At 43.0% G+C, this 19,245-nt stretch carries 14 protein-coding genes, 3 tRNA genes and 2 rRNA genes; 1 reads left to right on the top strand and 18 read right to left on the bottom strand.

Translation table 11 applies throughout. The features are described 5' to 3' along the window. Positions 1 to 149 precede the first annotated feature (149 nt). The 18 genes from QXK50_06050 to QXK50_05965 all read right to left on the bottom strand — a co-directional run bounded on the left by QXK50_06050 (position 150) and on the right by QXK50_05965 (position 17,430). Positions 150 to 383: a hypothetical protein gene (locus QXK50_06050; GenBank protein ID MEM2008718.1), complete on the bottom strand. Its 234-nt coding sequence runs from the start codon at positions 381 to 383 to the stop codon at positions 150 to 152. Positions 384 to 399: 16 nt separating this feature from the next. Beyond that, positions 400 to 2,325, bottom strand: coding sequence for an arginine--tRNA ligase (locus QXK50_06045; protein MEM2008717.1), 1,926 nt, complete (start codon positions 2,323 to 2,325; stop codon positions 400 to 402). Between the two features lie 12 nt (positions 2,326 to 2,337). Further along, positions 2,338 to 2,634: a hypothetical protein gene (locus QXK50_06040; GenBank protein MEM2008716.1), complete on the bottom strand. Its 297-nt coding sequence runs from the start codon at positions 2,632 to 2,634 to the stop codon at positions 2,338 to 2,340. 204 nt (positions 2,635 to 2,838) lie between these two features. Beyond that, a 23S ribosomal RNA gene (locus QXK50_06035) occupies positions 2,839 to 5,927 on the bottom strand. 147 nt (positions 5,928 to 6,074) lie between these two features. Beyond that, positions 6,075 to 7,580: ribosomal RNA gene (locus tag QXK50_06030) — 16S ribosomal RNA — on the bottom strand. The 16S and 23S rRNA genes sit together here with 1 tRNA gene alongside, the layout of an rRNA operon. 431 nt (positions 7,581 to 8,011) lie before the next feature. Beyond that, positions 8,012 to 8,087, bottom strand: a tRNA-Ala gene (locus QXK50_06025). 42 nt (positions 8,088 to 8,129) lie between these two features. After that, a complete protein-coding gene (locus tag QXK50_06020; protein MEM2008715.1) occupies positions 8,130 to 8,330 on the bottom strand; it encodes a hypothetical protein in 201 nt (66 codons plus the stop codon). Between the two features lie 280 nt (positions 8,331 to 8,610). Further along, positions 8,611 to 8,722: transfer RNA gene (locus tag QXK50_06015), tRNA-Leu, on the bottom strand. 97 nt (positions 8,723 to 8,819) lie between these two features. Then, positions 8,820 to 8,893 (bottom strand) — tRNA-Ile (locus QXK50_06010). A gap of 293 nt (positions 8,894 to 9,186) precedes the next feature. Then, positions 9,187 to 9,930, bottom strand: a complete 744-nt coding sequence (locus QXK50_06005; GenBank protein ID MEM2008714.1) for a 5-deoxy-glucuronate isomerase — start codon at positions 9,928 to 9,930, stop codon at positions 9,187 to 9,189. A gap of 74 nt (positions 9,931 to 10,004) precedes the next feature. Beyond that, positions 10,005 to 11,195 carry an MFS transporter gene (locus tag QXK50_06000; GenBank protein ID MEM2008713.1) on the bottom strand — a complete coding sequence of 397 codons (1,191 nt, stop codon included), beginning with the start codon at positions 11,193 to 11,195 and terminating at the stop codon, positions 10,005 to 10,007. 69 nt (positions 11,196 to 11,264) lie between these two features. Further along, on the bottom strand, positions 11,265 to 12,017 hold the full coding sequence (locus QXK50_05995; protein MEM2008712.1) for a mechanosensitive ion channel family protein: 753 nt from the start codon (positions 12,015 to 12,017) through the stop codon (positions 11,265 to 11,267). Between the two features lie 6 nt (positions 12,018 to 12,023). Next, positions 12,024 to 12,743, bottom strand: a complete 720-nt coding sequence (locus QXK50_05990; GenBank protein ID MEM2008711.1) for an NAD-binding protein — start codon at positions 12,741 to 12,743, stop codon at positions 12,024 to 12,026. 1 nt (position 12,744) lies between these two features. Then, the gene (locus tag QXK50_05985) at positions 12,745 to 13,473 is read right to left on the bottom strand and encodes a hypothetical protein (protein ID MEM2008710.1); all 729 of its coding nucleotides are present in this window, start codon (positions 13,471 to 13,473) and stop codon (positions 12,745 to 12,747) included. Between the two features lie 133 nt (positions 13,474 to 13,606). Beyond that, positions 13,607 to 13,885, bottom strand: a complete 279-nt coding sequence (locus tag QXK50_05980) for a hypothetical protein (protein ID MEM2008709.1) — start codon at positions 13,883 to 13,885, stop codon at positions 13,607 to 13,609. Positions 13,886 to 13,899: 14 nt separating this feature from the next. After that, complete coding sequence (locus tag QXK50_05975) at positions 13,900 to 14,253, bottom strand: hypothetical protein (protein MEM2008708.1); 354 nt, start codon at positions 14,251 to 14,253, stop codon at positions 13,900 to 13,902. Between the two features lie 459 nt (positions 14,254 to 14,712). Then, on the bottom strand, positions 14,713 to 16,257 hold the full coding sequence (locus QXK50_05970; GenBank protein MEM2008707.1) for an alpha-L-fucosidase: 1,545 nt from the start codon (positions 16,255 to 16,257) through the stop codon (positions 14,713 to 14,715). A 408-nt stretch (positions 16,258 to 16,665) separates the two neighbouring features. Beyond that, the gene (locus tag QXK50_05965) at positions 16,666 to 17,430 is read right to left on the bottom strand and encodes an alpha/beta fold hydrolase (protein ID MEM2008706.1); all 765 of its coding nucleotides are present in this window, start codon (positions 17,428 to 17,430) and stop codon (positions 16,666 to 16,668) included. A gap of 263 nt (positions 17,431 to 17,693) precedes the next feature. On the opposite strand from QXK50_05965, the gene QXK50_05960 reads away from it, so the two are divergent. Further along, the gene (locus QXK50_05960; protein ID MEM2008705.1) at positions 17,694 to 18,785 is read left to right on the top strand and encodes an ATP-binding protein; all 1,092 of its coding nucleotides are present in this window, start codon (positions 17,694 to 17,696) and stop codon (positions 18,783 to 18,785) included. The last annotated feature ends 460 nt before the right edge of the window (positions 18,786 to 19,245 follow it).

Here is a 19,245-nt window from a genome sequence, read left to right as displayed (position 1 = left end):
ATCTGGACTGGGCTTTATCCTTTCTACTTACTAGGTTTAAAAACATATCTAAATCATGGTACACTGCTTCAGCTTCTGGTATCTTCTTCATCGCGCATATTACGCTACGAGGTAATACCAATCATCACCTATCTCTATATCTATCACCGTTATACAAGCTTTATAATTTTTGAATAAAGCTCTAGAACCTTCATACTTTGCTTAGCTACAGCTTCTGGAATACATGGACTGCATATGTTCTGCTTATTTGTAAGTTCTACTATAAGTCTAATTCTATTCTTACCACATTTATCCATCTTTATACCAACTACCATACCAACTTGACTATAACCCTCTATATCGAGTATAGACTTTGTCTCAGAACATGAATCTCTATTAACCATATTTAAACATCTCATGCTATATCTTCTCAAGAGGTTCTATACCTAAGATTCTAAGCGAATTCTTAAGGACTATATTCACGCCATATGTAAGCAATAACTTTGATGCTCTTATGTTTTCATTTTCTTCAAGCAGTATGGGTTCATCGTTATACCACGAATTGAATTCATCTGCTAGCTTTAAGGTATAGACGACTAGAATTGATGGGTCTAGGCTCATGTAAGTATTGTATACTGTATCATGGAACTGTGCCACAAGCTTAACTAACCTCCACCTCCTCTGATCTGTAGACGCAAAACCTTCGTCAGCTCTGTCTAGAAGTTTTACAGGATCTATATCTATACCGTATTCTGAAGCTTTTCTAAATATTCCTTCAGTTCTGGCATATGTGTATAGCAGATATGGAGCTGAATTCTTTTCGAAGTCTAGAGCTAATTTCCATGAGAACTTAAGCGGTTTTGATGGCGATGATGATAACAGATAGAACTTTACAGCTGCTACACCTATTTTTTCGGCTTTCTCTTCAGATTTGCTTCCTCTTGCCTCTAGTTCTGCTAGTGCTCTATCTTTAGCTATATCTAGTATCTCGTCCAACGAAATTAGTCTTCCTCTTCTCGAACTCATCTTCGTGCCCTCAATAGTAACTATCTCGTAGCTATAGTGGATGAGGTTTTCTGCTTCTCTCTTGTACCCTAGGACGTATAGAGCTAATTTTAGTTGTGCTTGTGGTAGCTTTTGTTCTGATGCAATAACGTTTATGACTTTATCTGCCTGAAATTCACGGAACTTTCTTAATGTATACGCTATATCTCTTACGGTATAGAGTGTCGTTCCATCACTTCTCTTGAATATTAGTGGCGGTATCTCTAGGTCTCTACCTATCGACAAAGCCTTCCTTAGAGCAGGATCTTCAGCTATTTTCCCTATGTCTAGAGCTGAGACACCTTTATGTACAACTATTAGAGGGCTTTTCTCTAGAGAGTCTATTATATTATCTACTTCACCACTCCAGACTAGATCGCTTTCCCAATCCCAAACATCTATCTCTACACCAAATCTACTCAAAGTCTGTTTAAAGCCATCTATACACGTAGATACGAGTTCTCTTATGAACCTGCTTATCTCAGGATCTCTAGATTCGTAGCTCTTCATTATCTTGGATACTTCGGCATCTACATCAATATCCTTCAGTTTTTCAGCTATGGTGTCGAATATCTCTGGTGCTTGTTTCCTCAATTTTGATGCATCAACTAGAAGCTCATCTAGCTCTTTCTGTAGTTCTTCTCTTTCTCTAACACTAGCATGCTCTAGCTTCTTCTTTATGTTCTTAATCTCTGCTACAGTATTTGTTATAGCATAAACAAGACCTATCCAGTGGTCAGGCTTCATTTTGTTTGGTAGAGCATTACGAAGCTGTAGAGCTCCTAGAGCTAGTAACGCTACTTGTCTACCAACATCATTGATATAGAATCTCGCTTGAACTCTATTTCCACACAACCTAAGTATGTTGGTTAGAAAACAGCCTAGAGCAGCATTTCTTGCAGCACCTATGTGTAGAGGATGTAGAGGATTTGCTGAAACAAATTCTACTACAATTCTCTTTGGCTCAGGATCTACATAGATTCCGAACCGCTCTTTATTACTGACTAGCGAGTTGAATAGCGCTTTGGTGAAGAGCCTTCTCTCGAAATGTATGTTCACGTATATACCGACTGTATGAACATTAGAGACAACATTACATTTTCTAGTAGCTTCAGCAACTCTTTCAGCTAGACTTGGATCGATTCCTGCTTTAGGTAGCACTATGGAAAGATCTCCATACTCTTCTCTAGGAATTTCAAATCCTTGAAGTATATTGTTTATGGATATCCCTAGAGCTCTCGATACTTCTTGAGCTATACATAGTCTAACATATTCAAAAGAATTGTCAATATCTATACCCATCTCTTTATCTACCTATGTAACACCAAATTGAACCAAGGGATCCTCAAAATCTATCGGTAAAGGTTTACCCGATTCAACAATCTCGTCATACCTTTTCTCCAAAAACTCAACAAATACTGAACAGTTGTCGAACTTACCATCATAAGGACATCTTTCGCCAAGTTTAATAAAGCAGAACTTCTTCTTCCTATCGTAGAAGGGACATACTTTGTGATGAAGTTTCGCACTTCTGATCATCTTCTGAACCCACTGTTTTTTAGCCTCTTTATGTTTTTCATCTACTGTCTTCTTCGATGTACTCATCGACATCTCTTCACCACCTATCACATGTAGGGCTGACCCAACTTAAAAATATACAGAGACACATAACAATCAATATTAACTAGGTATGTAATAAGTTCATAGCAAGCGATTCGAAACCAAAAGCAGACAGAAGCCAACAGAAATGAGATTATGGAGTTAGATCCCATTACATTACTCACGCTATGCAGACCCAAATATGCCCAGCCCCACCTCATAACGGCCTCGGGCGATTGGGAGTGGTGGGCTCATCCCTCGGGTCAAAAGACCCTCGGGACTTACACCCCCACCCCATCAACCCCGTCTTCTACGGGAGCCCTCGTTCCAAGCGGAAACCCGCCTGGAAACGGCCGCCTCTTTTCGGGGAGGAGTTCCCACTTAGATGCTTTCAGTGGTTACCCCCTACGGCGTGGCTACGCGGCCTACGCCCTACCGGACGGCCGCTACACTAGTGGCCGTGGCGACCCGTTCCTCTCGTACTGAGGTCACCTTCCCCTCAGGCGGCCCGCACCCCCCGTGGGTAGAGTCCGACCTGTCTCACGACGGTCTAAACCCAGCTCACGCTCCCCTTTAATGGGCGGGCAGCCCCACCCTTGGGAGCTGCTGCACCCCCAGGATGGGAAGAGCCGACGTCGATGTAGCAAACCGCGGGGTCGATGTGGGCTCTCGCCCGCGACGACCCTGTTATCCTCGGGGTAACTTTTCTGTCATGCCCGACCCCCACCAAGGAGGGCACGAGCGTTCGCTAGGCCACGGTTTCCCGCCCAGACCCCTTACTGTCAAGGGTCCGGTCAGGCCGGCTTTTGCCCTTGCACTCTACGGCGGAGTTCTGACCCGCCTGAGCCGACCTTTGGGCGCCCGTGTTACCTTTTCGCGGGCGTGCCGCCCCAGCCGAACCGCCCACCCGACGTTGTCCCCCGGGTATCCCCGGGGTAATGCTCCCAGGCCTTAGTGGGCGGTGTTTCATTGGCCCCTCAGGTAGACCCGGAGGCCTACCTACATTGGGTCCCGCCTACACTATGCACCAAAGCCCGGGAGCAAACGCCGGGCTGCGGTAAAGCTCCACGAGGTCTTCTCTCCCTACGGGGGGATGCCGGCCTGTGCACCGGCTCCGTGGGCTTCACGGGGACCCGGGCTGGGACAGTGGGGCCCTCGTTGATCCCTTCATGCGCGCCGGAACTTACCCGGCAAGGCATTTGGCTACCTTAAGAGGGTCAGAGTTACCCCCGGCCTTCAGCGGCGCTTCGCCGGGTTGAACCCCGGTTTCACGGACCGCCAGTGGCCAGGATTCGGCCCCCGTACACACCCTTTCGGGCTAGCGGGGACCTATGTTTTTATTAAACAGTCAGGACCCCCTAGTCACTGCGACCTGCGGATCCAGGGTAAATCCCCAAATCCGCAGGTACCCCTTCTCCCGAAGTTATAGGGCCAATTTGCCAAGTTCCCTAGCCCGGGTTAGCCCCCGCACGCCTTGGGCTCCTCACCCAGGGGCACCTGTGTCGGTTCTCGGTACGGACGCAGGGGATCGTTCCCCATCCCCTTTTCATGGACCCCATGGCTCGACCGAACCGTCCTAACGGACGGCTATTCCCCCCTTAGACCGGTTCTCGCCTTTACGGCACTCCCCGGTCCTCGGGTAGTTAACCAGGGTATGATAACCCTGGTCGGTCTACCACGAGGTTTCGGGGATGGGGCTTGCGTTACCGCACCTACCCCTGCGGCAGGGGAATATTAACCCCTTTCCCTTTCGCGGGGTCCGTGTTACGGCCCCGCTTAGGACCGGCTAACCCTCGGCCGACAAACGTGGCCGAGGAACCCTGGCCCTTCCGGCGGAGGGGGTTTTCACCCCTCTTTGCTGTTACTACCGCCGGGATCCGCACTCGAGGCGGGTCCACCGGACCTCACGGCCCGGCTTCTGCCCCACCCCGACGCCCCCCTACCAGATCAGAACCGCATAGCGGTTCTGCTCCAGGGTCTCGGCGGCCGGCTTAAGCCCCGACCAATTTTTGGGGCCCCGGGCCTCGGCGGGTGAGCTGTTACGCACTCCTTAGAGGATGGCTGCTGTTAGGCCCACCTCCCCGCTGTCTAAGGCCCGGGACGCCCTTTGGGATTGGCACTTAGCCGGCACTTAGGGGCCTTAACCCTGGTCTGGGTTGTTCCCCTCTCGGCGCCCAGGCTTACCCCGGGCACCCCACTCCCACCATCTACAGGGCCCACGGGTTCGGAGTTGGACCAGAGGCACTGGCGGTCTTCCCACCAGCCACCCCCGATCCGTAGCTCTACCCCGTAGGCTCCCTTAAGTGGGGCTGCGCTGAGACGCACTTCGGGGGGAACCAGCTATCACCGGGCTAGATTGGTCTTTCGCCCCTAGGCGGAGGTCATGGGAGCGAATTGCACGTCAGCACCCCTTCGGGCCTCCACCGGGGTTAACCCCCGGCTTCACCCTGCCCCCGCCTAGATCGCCCGGTTTCTGGTCTCACAACCGTGACTTCAGGCCCTGATCGGACCCCGCCCCTTGTCGGCTTAAAGCCGACTGCGGGCCTGTCGGTTTCCCTACGGCTTCGGGGGTAAACCCCTTAGCCTCGCCACGGCTGTGAACTCCCCGGCCCGTGTTTCAAGACGGACGATGCGACCTTGGTCTGTTCTCCTCGTACTCCCCGGTCACCCAGGTTTCCTTCGGAGAACATCACTCCTTGCAGGCCGCATCGTGCTTAGCCGCCCGGTTTCAGGCTCTTTTCACCCCCCTTCCGGGGTACTTTTCAGCTTTCCCTCACGGTACTTAGTTCGCTATCGGTCTCAGGACGTATTTAGCCTTAGAGGTTGGTGCCCCCTAGATTCCCACGGCAAAACCAAGCCGTGGTACTCCGGCTATCCACCTTGTCCCTCCACGGTTTAGCCTACGGGGCTGTCACCCTCTACGGCGGGGCGTTCCAGCCCACTTCGGCTACCGTGGGTAGGGCTCGGCATCAATGGATAGCCTCAACATCACATCTCCTGATGGTTATCCCATCAGGATTTAATTTGGGCTTCCCCCCTTTCGGTCGCCCCTACTCAGGGGATCCTTAGTAGTTTCTCTTCCTCCCCCTACTAAGATGTTTCCGTTCGGGGGGTTCCCTCCCAGTACTCCCCAGTTGCCTGGGTTTCCCGGGTGCTACAGGGCATATACCTGTAGCGGGAATTCCCATTCGGAAATCCCGGGTTCAACGGTCGCTTGCACCTTCCCCGGGCATATCGCCGCTTGCCGCGTCCTTCCTCGGCGCCTGAGCCGAGCCATCCACCGGACGGCTTCAAGCCGACATGAGGCGGAGCTGGTTTACACTGGATCTGCATAGCGCTCATCGCATAATACTCGCATATCAGTCTAAACCCCCCATAAAATTGGGGTTCTAGACCTCACTAGGATGTTCGCAATCCAGAACTTCACGCAGTACGCTACCACATACCCTAATAGGAGGTGATCCAGCCGCACCTTCCGGTACGGCTACCTTGTTACAACTTCTCCCCCCTTGCGGAGGAGGGGTTCGATCTACCCCCTTCGGAAACCCGAAGGAAATAGACCTCACCCCTCCCCCACTCGGGTGGAGCGATGGGCGGTGTGTGCAAGGAGCAGGGACGTATTCACCGCGCGATGTTGACGCGCGGTTACTAGGGATTCCATGTTCACGAGGGCGAGTTTCAGCCCTCGATCCCAACCACGGCGGGGTTTCAGGGATTACCTCCCCCTTTCGGGGTCGGGCACCCGCTGTCCCCGCCATTGTAGCCCGCGTGCAGCCCGGGGGATTCGGGGCATGCTGACCTGCCGTGGCCCCCTCCTTCCTCCGCCTTATCGGCGGCAGTCCCCCCAGTGTGCCCTCGGTCCGGAGACCAAGGTAGCAACTGGGGGCGGGGATCTCGCTCGTTACCGGACTTAACCGGACGCCTCACGGCACGAGCTGGCGACGGCCATGCACCTCCTCTCAGCGTGTCAGGCAAGGTCTTTAACCTGGCCATCATCCTGCTGTCGCCCCCGGTAAGATTCCCGGCGTTGACTCCAATTAAGCCGCAGGCTCCACCCCTTGTGGTGCTCCCCCGCCAATTCCTTTAAGTTTCAGCCTTGCGGCCGTACTCCCCAGGCGGCGGGCTTAACGGCTTCCCTGCGGCACTGGGTGGGCTCAAAGCCCACCCAACACCTAGCCCGCATCGTTTACAGCCGGGACTACCCGGGTATCTAATCCGGTTCGCTCCCCCGGCTTTCGCCCCTCACCGTCGGGCGCGTTCCAGCCGAGCGCCTTCGCCACTGGTGGTCCTCCCGGGATTATAGGATTTCGCCCCTACCCCGGGAGTACCCTCGGCCTCTCCCGCCCCCTAGCCTGGTAGTCCCCCTGCCCGCCCCTGGGTTGAGCCCAGGAATTTCAGCAGGGGTTTGCCAGGCCGGCTACGGGCGCTTTAGGCCCAATAAGCGTCCCGACCACTCGCGGGGCTGGTATTACCGCGGCGGCTGACACCAGACTTGCCCCCCGCTTATTCCCCCGCCTTTCTACAGCGGGGAAAAGCCCCTCTTCGGGGCACTCGGGGTGACCCCGTCACGGTTTCCCGCATTGCGGAGGTTTCGCGCCTGGTGCACCCCGTAGGGCCTGGGCCCTTGTCTCAGTGCCCATCTGGGGGCTCCCGCTCTCACGGCCCCTACCCGTTATCGGCTTGGCGGGCCATTACCCCGCCAACTACCATGATAGGCCGTGGCCCCATCCTCAGGCGGTCAGATCTTCACAGCAATCTGACCCTTTCGGTAAGAAGGCCTTCCAGCCCTTCTTACCTATCGGGGATTAGTCCCAGTTTCCCGGGACTATCCCCGTCCTGAGGGTAGGTTAGCCACGTGTTACTCAGCCGTCCGCCACTCCCCACGCTTGTGGGGCGTTCGACTCCCATGGCTTAGCCTCACCCCGATAGCAGTCGGGTCCGGCAGGATCAACCGGTATCGCGGCCGCAAGGCCGCGGGGCTGCGGTAGCGTACTGCTATATGATCTGGATTGCGAACATCCTGTGAGATCCGATCTCCCCGGGTTAGTTTCCCGGGTTGAATCGGATCCCCATGATTATATCTTCTTTTTATGCTTTGATGAGTAACTATACCCGCGGCTGGAGTTCAAGCCCTTCATTCACGGAGCATGGCTCCGCGTCCAGCTTTGCCGCCGGACCGCGGGATTATATGTCGCGATTATATGTCGCGATACCTAACTTTGTGTGTACAACCTTATAAGCTTTATTATACAAAAACAATTAAACTGTATATGATGATATCCATATCTGGATAAAGTTTAGCTAGGTTAAAACTTGTTTACATGAACATAGCAATACTACAGAATGCTGTGAGGTATACTTCCATAATGTTGTATTATAGAGCGATATTTGGTGGACCGGCCGGGATTTGAACCCGGGACCTCTCGGGTGCAAACCGAGTGCTCTTCCAGCTGAGCTACCGGCCCACCACAAGTGTATTGTTAGTGATATAAACAGGGTTAAAAGCATTATTTGGTTTCAGATTTTGATCTCTTTTCCTTTCTCTCTAGAACTTCGTGAAATGTATTGGATCTACATTTTCTACAAAAATGATAAAGTCTTTTGGTATCCCTTATATCAAAACTAACCTCTAGAATCCAGGTTGTTCCACATATAGTGCATCTCATTATCCATCCACAAGTTTCTTCACTTTCCTGACTATAGTTCATATCTACACCAACTCGATCTAAAGTTAGTCTGCTGAGAGATACAGAAATATTAATATCAATGCCGCATCACTTCATCAGATCCACAATAATCATAAGTATCAACTCATCTATAAAGATAGCATAAAATCACCTGAAATTCAGTGACAACAGCATTGCAGATATCTGGAACCTCTTACTAAAACGATTATGTTGATAATATAATTCTTGTATCACTATACGCTAGGCATGTGACATGAAATTAATAAAATGTATAATGAGTTTGCAATGATTTCAGAAATTGTGGTGCGGGGGGTGGGATTTGAACCCACGCAGGCCTACGCCAGCGGGTCTCTCCCACATTAGGTAATAAAGCCTTGAGCCCGCCCCCTTTGGCCGAGCTCGGGCACCCCCGCATAATCTTCTGGTACCTCTTTAGACAACCATATATGTGTTGCTGGTGAGTGGCTTATAAATGCTACTTAAGTATCTTGATATATTTATTGAAAGTAATGGGCCCGGGGGGATTCGAACCCCCGACCTCCCGGTTATCAGCCGGGCGCTCCACCAGGCTGAGCTACGGGCCCTAACATCTGTTCTTGGACTCAAATTAAAAATCTTTATATTAGGTTTTCTCTATTTCCGCGGCTTTAGTTCTACAGTAATTCATCATCTCTCAGTTCGCCCATCGAACCTCATTAGCCATTGCGGTTCTATCATGTTGAAGTGACGCTGTGTATCATTCGTTCTAGATACACAATATATGTTTAGTGTGTTATATGTTTAATGGTTTGATCTGTTTCTAAGAATCCGGGATGGCTTAAGTCTAGGTATTTTAGTTAACCCTTCTAGGTTTCTCTACATATGCACACAAAATACATTACCTACGCCTTCTATTTTCACTAAACATGGGATGGATATCCATGGAAAAATCTCTAGCACCTTTAATAGATATCATTACCCAGAGATAATTCAGTCTTGTTGAAGGTATTGAGACATTTGGGTGGTATCCATATCTAACTAGAAATACATCAAAATCTCTTACTATGTATGCTTCTTGGAGATCTTCATCAATAAGTAGCTGGATTCCGAAACCAGGTTCAGAACCATAGTAAACAAATACCTCATACTTATCATCATGTCTATGCGGTGGATATGACCCCCAACAACCTGAGCAACATTCTGTAAATCCCGCTAAAAACTTTTCTGATCTGTCATTTACATCGATTAGTATGTACCTTCTCCTACGCGATAAACCGTCACCTACATCTATGTACCGAGCTTCGCTAAACCTCTTGACATAAGGCTCGAAATCGCTATTTGATATTACTTCAATTAAATATATTACTGAACCTCTTTCATATGATAACTCTACATCGCTATATCTTCTTGGAACATAGATTATATCTTTCTCGTTAGCGTATATATCCGTAAACTCTACAGACCCTTTCAATGGTATCAAAAGTTTTTCTGCACCATATGTCGCTTTAAAAATGGTATGAGTGGAATCTCTTGACTGAACAATATGTACAGTGATCCCATCTATGGTAAACAATGTGATAGGTTTATCCCATATGTTTGGTCTTCTAAACAGCATCTTGTTCATCCTTACTGCTCCATACATTACACCTAGATAGCATGATACAGAGACTTAAAACTTACCTCATGTACTTCTTAGGGTAGCTGGATAGTGTTACACTATATGTTGGGCAGGTTTTTTCTAGCGTAGAAGTACATCGACAATCTACCTATGGTTGACATTATGAATACCATCTGCATTGTTAGAAGATTTATAGAAGCTATAGCTGATCCTAATCTTGAGGCTATAGAAGCTGCTAGATTGTTTAGAACACCTAGAAGAGCTATCATGTACACTCTTTTCTCTCCGGCGAGATAAAGGTTGTATATATTCACAATCAGATTAAATCCAGTCCAACTCAAACCTGAGTAAAGGTTCATCACAGCTTGTGCAGATAATGTAGACGAGAACAGAAAGATTGTGGGTACAAAAGATATAGGTATGATTGAATATACTATTGTCTTCTTCGGATTGAGTCTATGTGAAATCTTACTCAAAAGATAATTACCTAACGTACCTGCAACTAAGTTCATTATATTATTCACCGAGATCCATAGTTCTGTTCCATTGAATATCTTTATTATGTAGTAGTTCCATAGAGCTGCCGGCATATTAGCGAAGAATGTAAATAAAGAAATGAATACTATATAGCCTCTAGCAACATCTTTGCGAACAATATCTCTGTATACCTTAATCACATATTTTACAGATGTCATTTCATTCTTCTTTTGGACTAGATCCTTCATTTTCCATAGAAATGCTGCAGAGATTATTGCAGATACTATAGTTATAGAATAGCATATTCTGTATGACACAATAGAGCTTCCAAGAACAACAAATATAGATACTGATATAGATAGAGATACTAATGAAGATAACGTTGTATATGTGTTCACTTTGCTGAAGATCTTTATAGATTTCTCCTTTGGTATTATATCTGCTATTAGATCCGAATAAGCCATTCCACCTATAGCACCAGTAAATTGTGCTAAAGCTATGTAAAAGAATAACATATAGCGTGATACAATATCTGAGAATCCAGATAACGACCACGAAATTATGTTTAACGATGTGAAAACCTTCCATAAAACAACTCTTCTATGCCTATACCTATTTACAAGAATAGGTGATACAAAGCTACCCAAAGATATTGCTGCAAGATTCAGGAATGTTATATTGCCTAACTCATCTACACTATAGCCTAAAACCCTTATAGCATATGCTTGATAGAATGCTGTAGAAAATGTGAATGCAAAGCTGTAGAAAATTGAGTGTATAACCCATATCCAGTAGTACTTAATCCATATCAATTCTCTATGATCAGAGCTCGGTAACTTTATTCACCCATGTTCAATAATAACAGTAGTGTTATATCGTAGCTATATCCGTATAACTGCTTCAGGTATTCTGTTCTTAATCTCTTTCTCGATTACCGAAAGTATTTTTGTTAATTTTCTATAGTTTATTATATGGAATTCTGCAACAAAATTCAGTATACCTCCCTTACTTCCTATATAGGTTACATCAGGTTCTGTAGCTAGATCCTCTTCAACTATTTTCAATGCCTCAATCATGCTGTTTCTTGCACTATCTATACCATAGGTTTGAGGAATATCTACAAAAATTCTGACAAGTAAACCAAATGGTGTAACCCTATTTATTGTGATACTGTTCAAAAGTTTTGTATAGGGTATGAAGACTTTCTCAAGCTTTTGAGTTTCGCCTAGAATACCTACAGCATCAAAATCTATCACCCTTATACTTACACCATCTACCTCTATCCATTCACCTCTTCTAACAATACCTTTGGACCTTATATAGAATTCGCTTCCGAGATTCCTTAAAACATCGATGAACATAAACATTAATGCCAATCCTATCAAAAAGAGAAGACCAACAAACACTTGGGTTTCAGGTGCTAGAATAGCTGCAACCATTATCGCAGCCATTACATATAGACCTATCTTAATCGACTCTACAACTCTTACAGTATAGCTAGGCTCAACACCCTTCAAGATGAGGTTCACCAGCTTCGTTAACACCTTGACTAGAATGTACACCACAATAACTACTACAGCAATTGCTATAATTTTACTGATATAAGGTGAAAACATGTGCCACAGCTCGTTCATTAGGATTCACCCATAACCAATCCTCTGAATATCTGAATACCTAATGCTGTAGATCTGTTCATATCTTCTGAAAATTTTCTCGATATCAGTAACAGTCTTCAGAACCTTATCTTTAGTACCAATAACAATTATTATATCGCCGCTTTCTAGAACCCTATCCTCACCTATAAATCTACCCGCGCTATCTATAGCAAACACACTTACATCTCGAATATCTATAGCTTCCTTCAGCACCTTTAAATCTAGCCCAAGTACACTTCTTTTAACTAATTTATGTAATGCTGCAACTATTCTGTACATAGGTACTATCTCTATCGTTATCCATACATCAGACATTAGGACAAACTTTATGTTCTCTGCTATGAAATTGTTCAAGTTTAGAATGCTTTGTACTCCCTCTCTAATAAGAGAATCTTTATTCATCTCGTTATGTATAAGAGACATAGCTATAGGTATACCCATAGATTTGGCAATCCTTATGCACGCTACATTCATTACATCATCATCTAAAGCAGCTATAGCTACATCAAACTCCTCTAGCTTCTCATATGTATAGATTTTCTCTATATCTTTTATCTTCATAAACTCAAAACCCATAGATCTAGCTAGAATCTCGACATCATCATCATAACTCATTACTACTACATAAGGCTTGGGTTTGAGTGAAGATATTGCTTCAATTAACGATCTAGCATATCTTCTACTGACAGCGATAAATATCTTCATTTTATGTTTTCACCAACATGTTCAAGTAACTTTTCTTCTGCTCTAAATCGATAACTTTTCTGGCTTCAAGCATATCCAGTACATCTTTAGCAAGTTTTTCAATATATATTTTCTCAAAACCCTTAATCTTTCTAGATACTTGATCTATACATTCATTATTTTCAATCATAATACTATCTCTACCTACTACTACTTCTGTCATTAAGGCTACTAAGATTTCTGAACCTAATAGACTATTTAATGAATCTCTAAACAGTCTATTATTTCCTACCACAAGTGAATAAGAAGGATGTATCAATTCTCTCCCTACACCGAGATCCTTCAGCATACCATGTATCCTCTCCCTATATAATGATGTTAACTCATTACTTGTAAATGGTGTAGAGATATATAGAGAATAACGACCAGAATTAATTAGCTCAATAGCTCTTTCAGCATCACTTCTATTAATACATCTAGACTCAAGATTTACGAAAAGTGTTATAGGTGTTTGAGCTATTGTAGAACCATATAGGAATACTGCTCCCCGATCATATGGAGTATTCGTATAGAATGTCTTCAATTTCGTATAGATCTTCTGTCTAGCAAAACCATACAAAATTATGAATGATTCATAGAATAGATATTCATCAGCTAGCACATCGAGAATTCTTTTATCGTACTTACCTTCCAAAGTGTAACCAACACCTGTAACTCTGCCTAGATGTTTTCTAGAAAACCGTTCCAACAAGTATCTACACCTAACCGATTCCACACAAAACTACGCTATAAACATTATGAACCTCAGACATTAGACACAAATATCTATACCAATAAGCCATCGATATTACTATCGTGTTGATATTGATTGATCTCTATACTATTTATATTCTTTTAATTTGTATTCTTTTAATTATGAGCACCACAAGCCATAGAGAAACTGCCACCAACACAAGTAGCCCACTTAATGTTAGTGCTTCAGTTGAGAATTCTATAAAGATACCTTCCTCTAGGTATCTATAGAGAGAATCAACTAAGAACATTACTGTAGCTCCACCAGATATTAAGGATAATATATCTAGTCTATACCTATTGCTCTCCCTATTCCTGTACCATAGAAATCCTGAAATAATTGCAAGTAATGAAAGTGCTATAAAATACATAGACACACCGTTCACTAGGCTCTTGAGGTTGCACCAATCTTCGCTATAGATGAGGTTTTAACTACAGTAGTTCTTGAGATGTATAAAGTTCCGAGCCACAACATAGCTACAGCAAAAGTCATTGTACTCCCTACAGTACTAATTTCATGTAACGCTATAGAGATCTCTTCTGCACTCTTCATAGCTGTTAAAAATGGTGGATATGGAACTATCTCGCCATGCCAAGCATGTTCAGCAGCAAGAACTAGAGCTCCACCAATTAAGAGATAAACCAGTATATTGAGTCTCAACCTATTGTATATCCTTAATCTCTTTCCTAGAATATACACACTAATACCAACTAGTAGTGGTGTAATGAAGCATGCCACATTATTCACCAGTGCACACTAATACAGAAATAAGTGCACAAATTTAAACTTTTGGTTATTCAAGTTGTCTTCCTCAATCTTGCAAGAATGACGTTTTTCTTATCGTGATATTATTCCTCATATCAATATTCACTAATTTAATAACACCTATGATAATATTATACAGATTCGAAAAGAATTGTTATTTCTTTCCACTTTTTTCTTCTCAATTAACACCATTAACTCATTTAGCTTATATTGAAGTAGGGTAACAGCAAGTGTTTAGATTCGCTATATGACTAGAATGTCTAAGTTATTCGAAACCCTATGGCTATAGTCAATTTGAATAATTTGGAACATCTGAGTTTATTGATTTAATTAAATGTGATATATGTACTAATTCTGAAAAATGTTATGAAAATGAGCTATAGGATCTAGTATTGATGTCGAGATCTGCGTGGGATGGTAGGGATTTTGTGTTTAGGTTAAGTGTTTTTTCTTAACAATAATCCTGATAGCGTATGGGCATATCTTGATTTCATCTACTGGTAGCCTTATTTTTAAGCCTTCTGTATCTATATTCCACTCTACTTTCTTCTCAACACCCACTACATCTATACCTACTATCTCGTCTTCTACTAGTTTGATGTATTTTGTGAAAATCTTTAGCATTATCTCTTCTTTTGGTTTTCCAAGTATTATTGCATATATGTGGCTGTAACCAAGATAGTGTTCTCTAACTGTGTATCTAACATCTTCATCAGTAAATACAAGTTTTTTCTCTATGAAGAATCCTTCCTCACCTATTTCTGTAGGTCCTTCGCCATAGGCTTTCCATGGTTTTACACCATAGATGCTCTCTCCATATGTTTTGAACCATTTTCCGATATCCAAAAGTATTCTTTTAGTTTCTTCAGCTATTTCGCCATCTGGTTTAGGCCCTATATTAAGAAGAAATACTCCATTTTTGCTAACAACATCAGCCATATGTGTTATCAGTATTTCGGGAGACTTGTATTCTGCATCTTTTATGAATCCCCAAGATCTGTAGTCTACTGATGTATCTGCAAGCCATATAGATGGATATATAGTCTTTATCGTACCTCGTTCTGCAAGATCTGGTATCGCTGTTCCTTCCTCAAATGCCTTCTGTTTATACACTATAACAGGCTCTATACCCCATCTATAACACCTGTTGTAGTAGTATGCTGCAAGAGCTTTTAGATAGGGTTGAAAAGATGGGTTTGCAATCCACCAATCAAAGTATACTAGCCATGGTCGATACTTTTCAACGATTTCTACTAACCTGAAGAGCCAATCCATAAGGAACTCTTTGTTTGGAGGAATGTTATCTTTTGATGGAGGCGCTCTAGGGTCTAGTGATGCAGGTTGTGCAGGACCATAGAGATCGAAGTACTTTGGGTCTTTAACATCAGACTCTATCTTCATGCCTTGGTCAAAGAACCACCAATGTTCAGCTCTATGATATGATATACCAAATACTAATCCCTGTCTTTCAACAGCTTCTCTAAGTTCTCCAACAATATCTCTCTTAGGCCCTATTCTAGCTGAACACCATCTAGTGTAGCTAGAGTCCCATAGAGCAAACCCATCATGATGTTCAGCAACAAGTACAACAAATCTAGCTCCACTCTTCTTAAATAGTTTCGCCCATTTATCTGGATCCCAGTTTTCTGCTGTAAACATCGGTATAAAGTCTTTGTATCCAAATGTGGTTAGAGAACCAAAATTCTCTACATGGTATCTATGCTCAGGTCTATCAGGTATATACATGTTTCTAGGATACCATTCACTACCAAAAGCAGGAACAGAATACACACCCCAATGAATAAATATACCAAATCTAGAGTCCATAAACCATTTAGGGACTCTATAGTTCTTCAAGGAACTCCAGGAAGGTTTAAAAGGACCTTTGCATGGAGCTGGAATAGACTTCAAAATATCGTAGGGATTTGTAGCAATATTCTCAAGCATTATGGTTAAAGGATCTATATCTAGAGACACTCTCTTTACACCTATAGATACCATTGACGTTCTGTTTATAAAATGTGTATATTGTGCAATGATTAAAATCTTTTCCTGTATCTACATAATAACTCATCTTGAGAGCTTCTAAGAATACAAAATAATCAGAATTAGTGCATACAGCTCTTCTAGCGCTATATCGCGATTTTGAAGTTCTCAAGTTACTCTAAGCTTTGTGAAGGAAAGTTTAAGAAGCGAAACGAACTGAATATTAAATAGACAATGATCTAGAGTCTTGTTAAGATAGAGCAATACCTGTGATAAAGAATCAAAATCATTACACAGACTTTTATTTTAGCAGTAGAATGAGAAACAATATATGATTATGGTATAGCTCATAACAAGTGATAAAAAACAAATTGATGTGGCTATAGAAAATAGTTGTAGCTACACCATTCTTGATTTAAACCAGTCAATAAGTTCTTCAATAACTTTAGTTCTTGCCCTATATGTAACAAATACGTGTTCACCTTCATCAGGTAACACTAACCTCTTATCAGTAGACTTTAGCTTGTTGAAGAAGGCTTCAGACTGTGTATAGGGTACAACGCTATCGTTTTTAGCGTGTATTATAAGCATTGGGGTAGATATTGCTTCTGCTAAATCCATAGCATTTGATTTAGCTATACTCATTAACCCTTCTTCCTTAAGACGGTGAGGGCCAAAGATATAGTACCCGTTAATTTTTGGTATCATGTTTTTCGCTTCAATAAGTTTGGTGAAATCTATAGCTGGTGCAAGAAGAGCTGTTGACGAGATTTTGTTCTGGTATTTTGCCGTGATTTTAATTGCTATATGGCCACCCATGCTGAGCCCAATTAAACCTATCTTCTTAGGTTTATAGAGAGTCTCAATGAATTTCAGAGCATTTTCAGCATCCTCGATAGCGTAATCCAGCTTGAATTCTTCAAAAGGTAATGGGCTTTCGCCATGGCATCTATAATCGAATCTAAGAACAGTTAAACCTATATTGCAGAGAGCTCTTGAAATATCTACGAATAACCTATTTGCTTCTATTTTGTTGCCAGTAAATCCGTGAAGCATTAATACAACTGATGATGGGTTTTGTGTAGATATATGGATGTATGCTGAAAGCTCATAGCCGCTACTTGGGAAAGTTAGAGGTTTCTCAATACATATCAACGGTATCACATTACATGCCACAGAAAACGCGATATAAAAACTTTCTTCATTTGCATCCCATCTCAGTACACTACAACATGAATAGTCAATAAGCACGTTAGAGTATTAAGGTGTTTCAATAATATGGGTTGCTGGGTGCTAGCGTATCGATGTGTAGCTCCTTGGTCTCTAGCTAGATGAAACTACCAATGTTAATCCTTATATATTAAAAGGTATTTTAAGCGAGTTGAGAAGTAGTTACACTAGTGTAACTAGTTACACTGGTGTAGTTAATGCTTTTTGATCCTAAGCCAAAAGAGTCTAGAAAAGATCTATTCGATAGAGAGAACGAGTTAATGGAGCTCAAGAATAGTATTGAACAGGGACCTCTAATAACGCTTTGTATTGGTGTTAGACGTAGTGGTAAAACTTCTCTAATTAGGACCTTTATGAATGAGTATAGATATCCCTCTCTCTATCTAGATGCTAGAAAACTTTCTGATTACGGTTACTCTAGAGCTGGTTTTCTTAGACTTATAGCAGATGGATTTAACGAGTATAGAGGTTTAGTGGATAAGCTTAAGGATCACCTTAAGAAGATTAAAGGTGTTAGAATTTCGCAGATAGGTATAGAGTTTGAATATAGTTCTAGAGATGTATCTTTCTCCTCCATACTAGAGCAACTAGATAGATATGCAGAAAAACATGAAACAATATTTCTAGTTGTTTTTGATGAAGCTCAAGAGCTTAGGTTTCTTTCTGGTTATAGAAGGCTTGATATAAGGAAAATTATTGCATGGAGTTACGATACATTACATAACATAAAGTTTATTCTAACTGGTTCTGAAGTAGGTTTACTACACGAATTTCTAGGTTTCAGCGATCCTGAAAGCCCGCTCTATGGAAGAGTAAAAAACATGGTAACAGTAGATAGGTTCTCAAAAGAAAAATCACTAGAGTTTCTCGAGGTAGGCTTCAATGAGATAGGTTTTTCGCCGCCAAAAGAAGTCCTAGAGACTGTTGTCGAGAAACTTGATGGTATACCAGGCTGGTTAGCACTATATGGTTATACAGTTGCTCAAAAGAAAAGATTTGATGTACTTGAAGAAGTACTTGAGGAAGCTATCACATTAGCGTTATCAGAGATATCGAAACTCAAGAAATACTCAGAACTCTATCTATACGTTCTTAGAGCTATAGCTATAGACTGTAATACCTGGAAATGTATTAAGAACTACATCGAGACAAAAACCGGTAAGATATTAGCAAACGCTAGACTATACTACATACTCAAAAACCTAGAGAATTTCAGCATAATAACTAAGGAAAATGATGAATATGTATTCTTAGACCCAATATATAGGGAAGCTTCAAAGAGACTCTAATGATCGATACCGTTTCTTAATAAACAAAGAGACTGCAACACAAATCACACTCAGTACCACGCAATTTAGACAAACCATAGATCGAACTCCATTGTATTCGTTCACGTTCTTAAATCTAGACACTATCTGTATCCCGAACCTTCTACCTCGTGATCAAACCAGTTTTACTGGTACCATCTTGTGGCTAGTCCCATGAAGCTCAGTTCATCTGAATTGATCAACTACATGTCTACACATTATCGATACCGCTGAAGAAAAATAAAACTTCCTATTTTCGTAATAACTTTCTCTAGATATTCTTAATATTCTTAAGATTTCCATGACACGATTTCCGAGGGTTCTAGAATCATAGCTCCAGTTAAATTTGTATGAATCTCGTAATGATTTTATACGAGGTACATCTATAGAGTGCCTTTTTACTAATTTACCCATCTACTTGAATCTAATGTTAGTAGTATAA

The sequence above is a fragment of the Ignisphaera sp. genome (genome assembly GCA_038831005.1).
Classification (GTDB): Archaea; Thermoproteota; Thermoprotei_A; order Sulfolobales; family Ignisphaeraceae; genus Ignisphaera.
The sequence above is the reverse complement of the archived record's forward strand: the minus strand, read 5'-3'. Positions and strand labels throughout refer to the sequence as shown.

Bases quoted from the DNA above. Each gene is read 5' to 3' on its own strand.
- QXK50_06050 (MEM2008718.1), bottom strand. From the start codon at position 383: ATGGTTAATAGAGATTCATGTTCTGAGACAAAGTCTATACTCGATATA.
- QXK50_06045 (MEM2008717.1), bottom strand. From the start codon at position 2,325: ATGGGTATAGATATTGACAATTCTTTTGAATATGTTAGACTATGTATA.
- QXK50_06040 (MEM2008716.1), bottom strand. From the start codon at position 2,634: ATGTCGATGAGTACATCGAAGAAGACAGTAGATGAAAAACATAAAGAG.
- QXK50_06020 (MEM2008715.1), bottom strand. From the start codon at position 8,330: ATGAACTATAGTCAGGAAAGTGAAGAAACTTGTGGATGGATAATGAGA.
- QXK50_06005 (MEM2008714.1), bottom strand. From the start codon at position 9,930: ATGTATGGAGCAGTAAGGATGAACAAGATGCTGTTTAGAAGACCAAAC.
- QXK50_05995 (MEM2008712.1), bottom strand. From the start codon at position 12,017: ATGAACGAGCTGTGGCACATGTTTTCACCTTATATCAGTAAAATTATA.
- QXK50_05990 (MEM2008711.1), bottom strand. From the start codon at position 12,743: ATGAAGATATTTATCGCTGTCAGTAGAAGATATGCTAGATCGTTAATT.
- QXK50_05980 (MEM2008709.1), bottom strand. From the start codon at position 13,885: ATGTATTTTATAGCACTTTCATTACTTGCAATTATTTCAGGATTTCTA.
- QXK50_05960 (MEM2008705.1), top strand. From the start codon at position 17,694: ATGCTTTTTGATCCTAAGCCAAAAGAGTCTAGAAAAGATCTATTCGAT.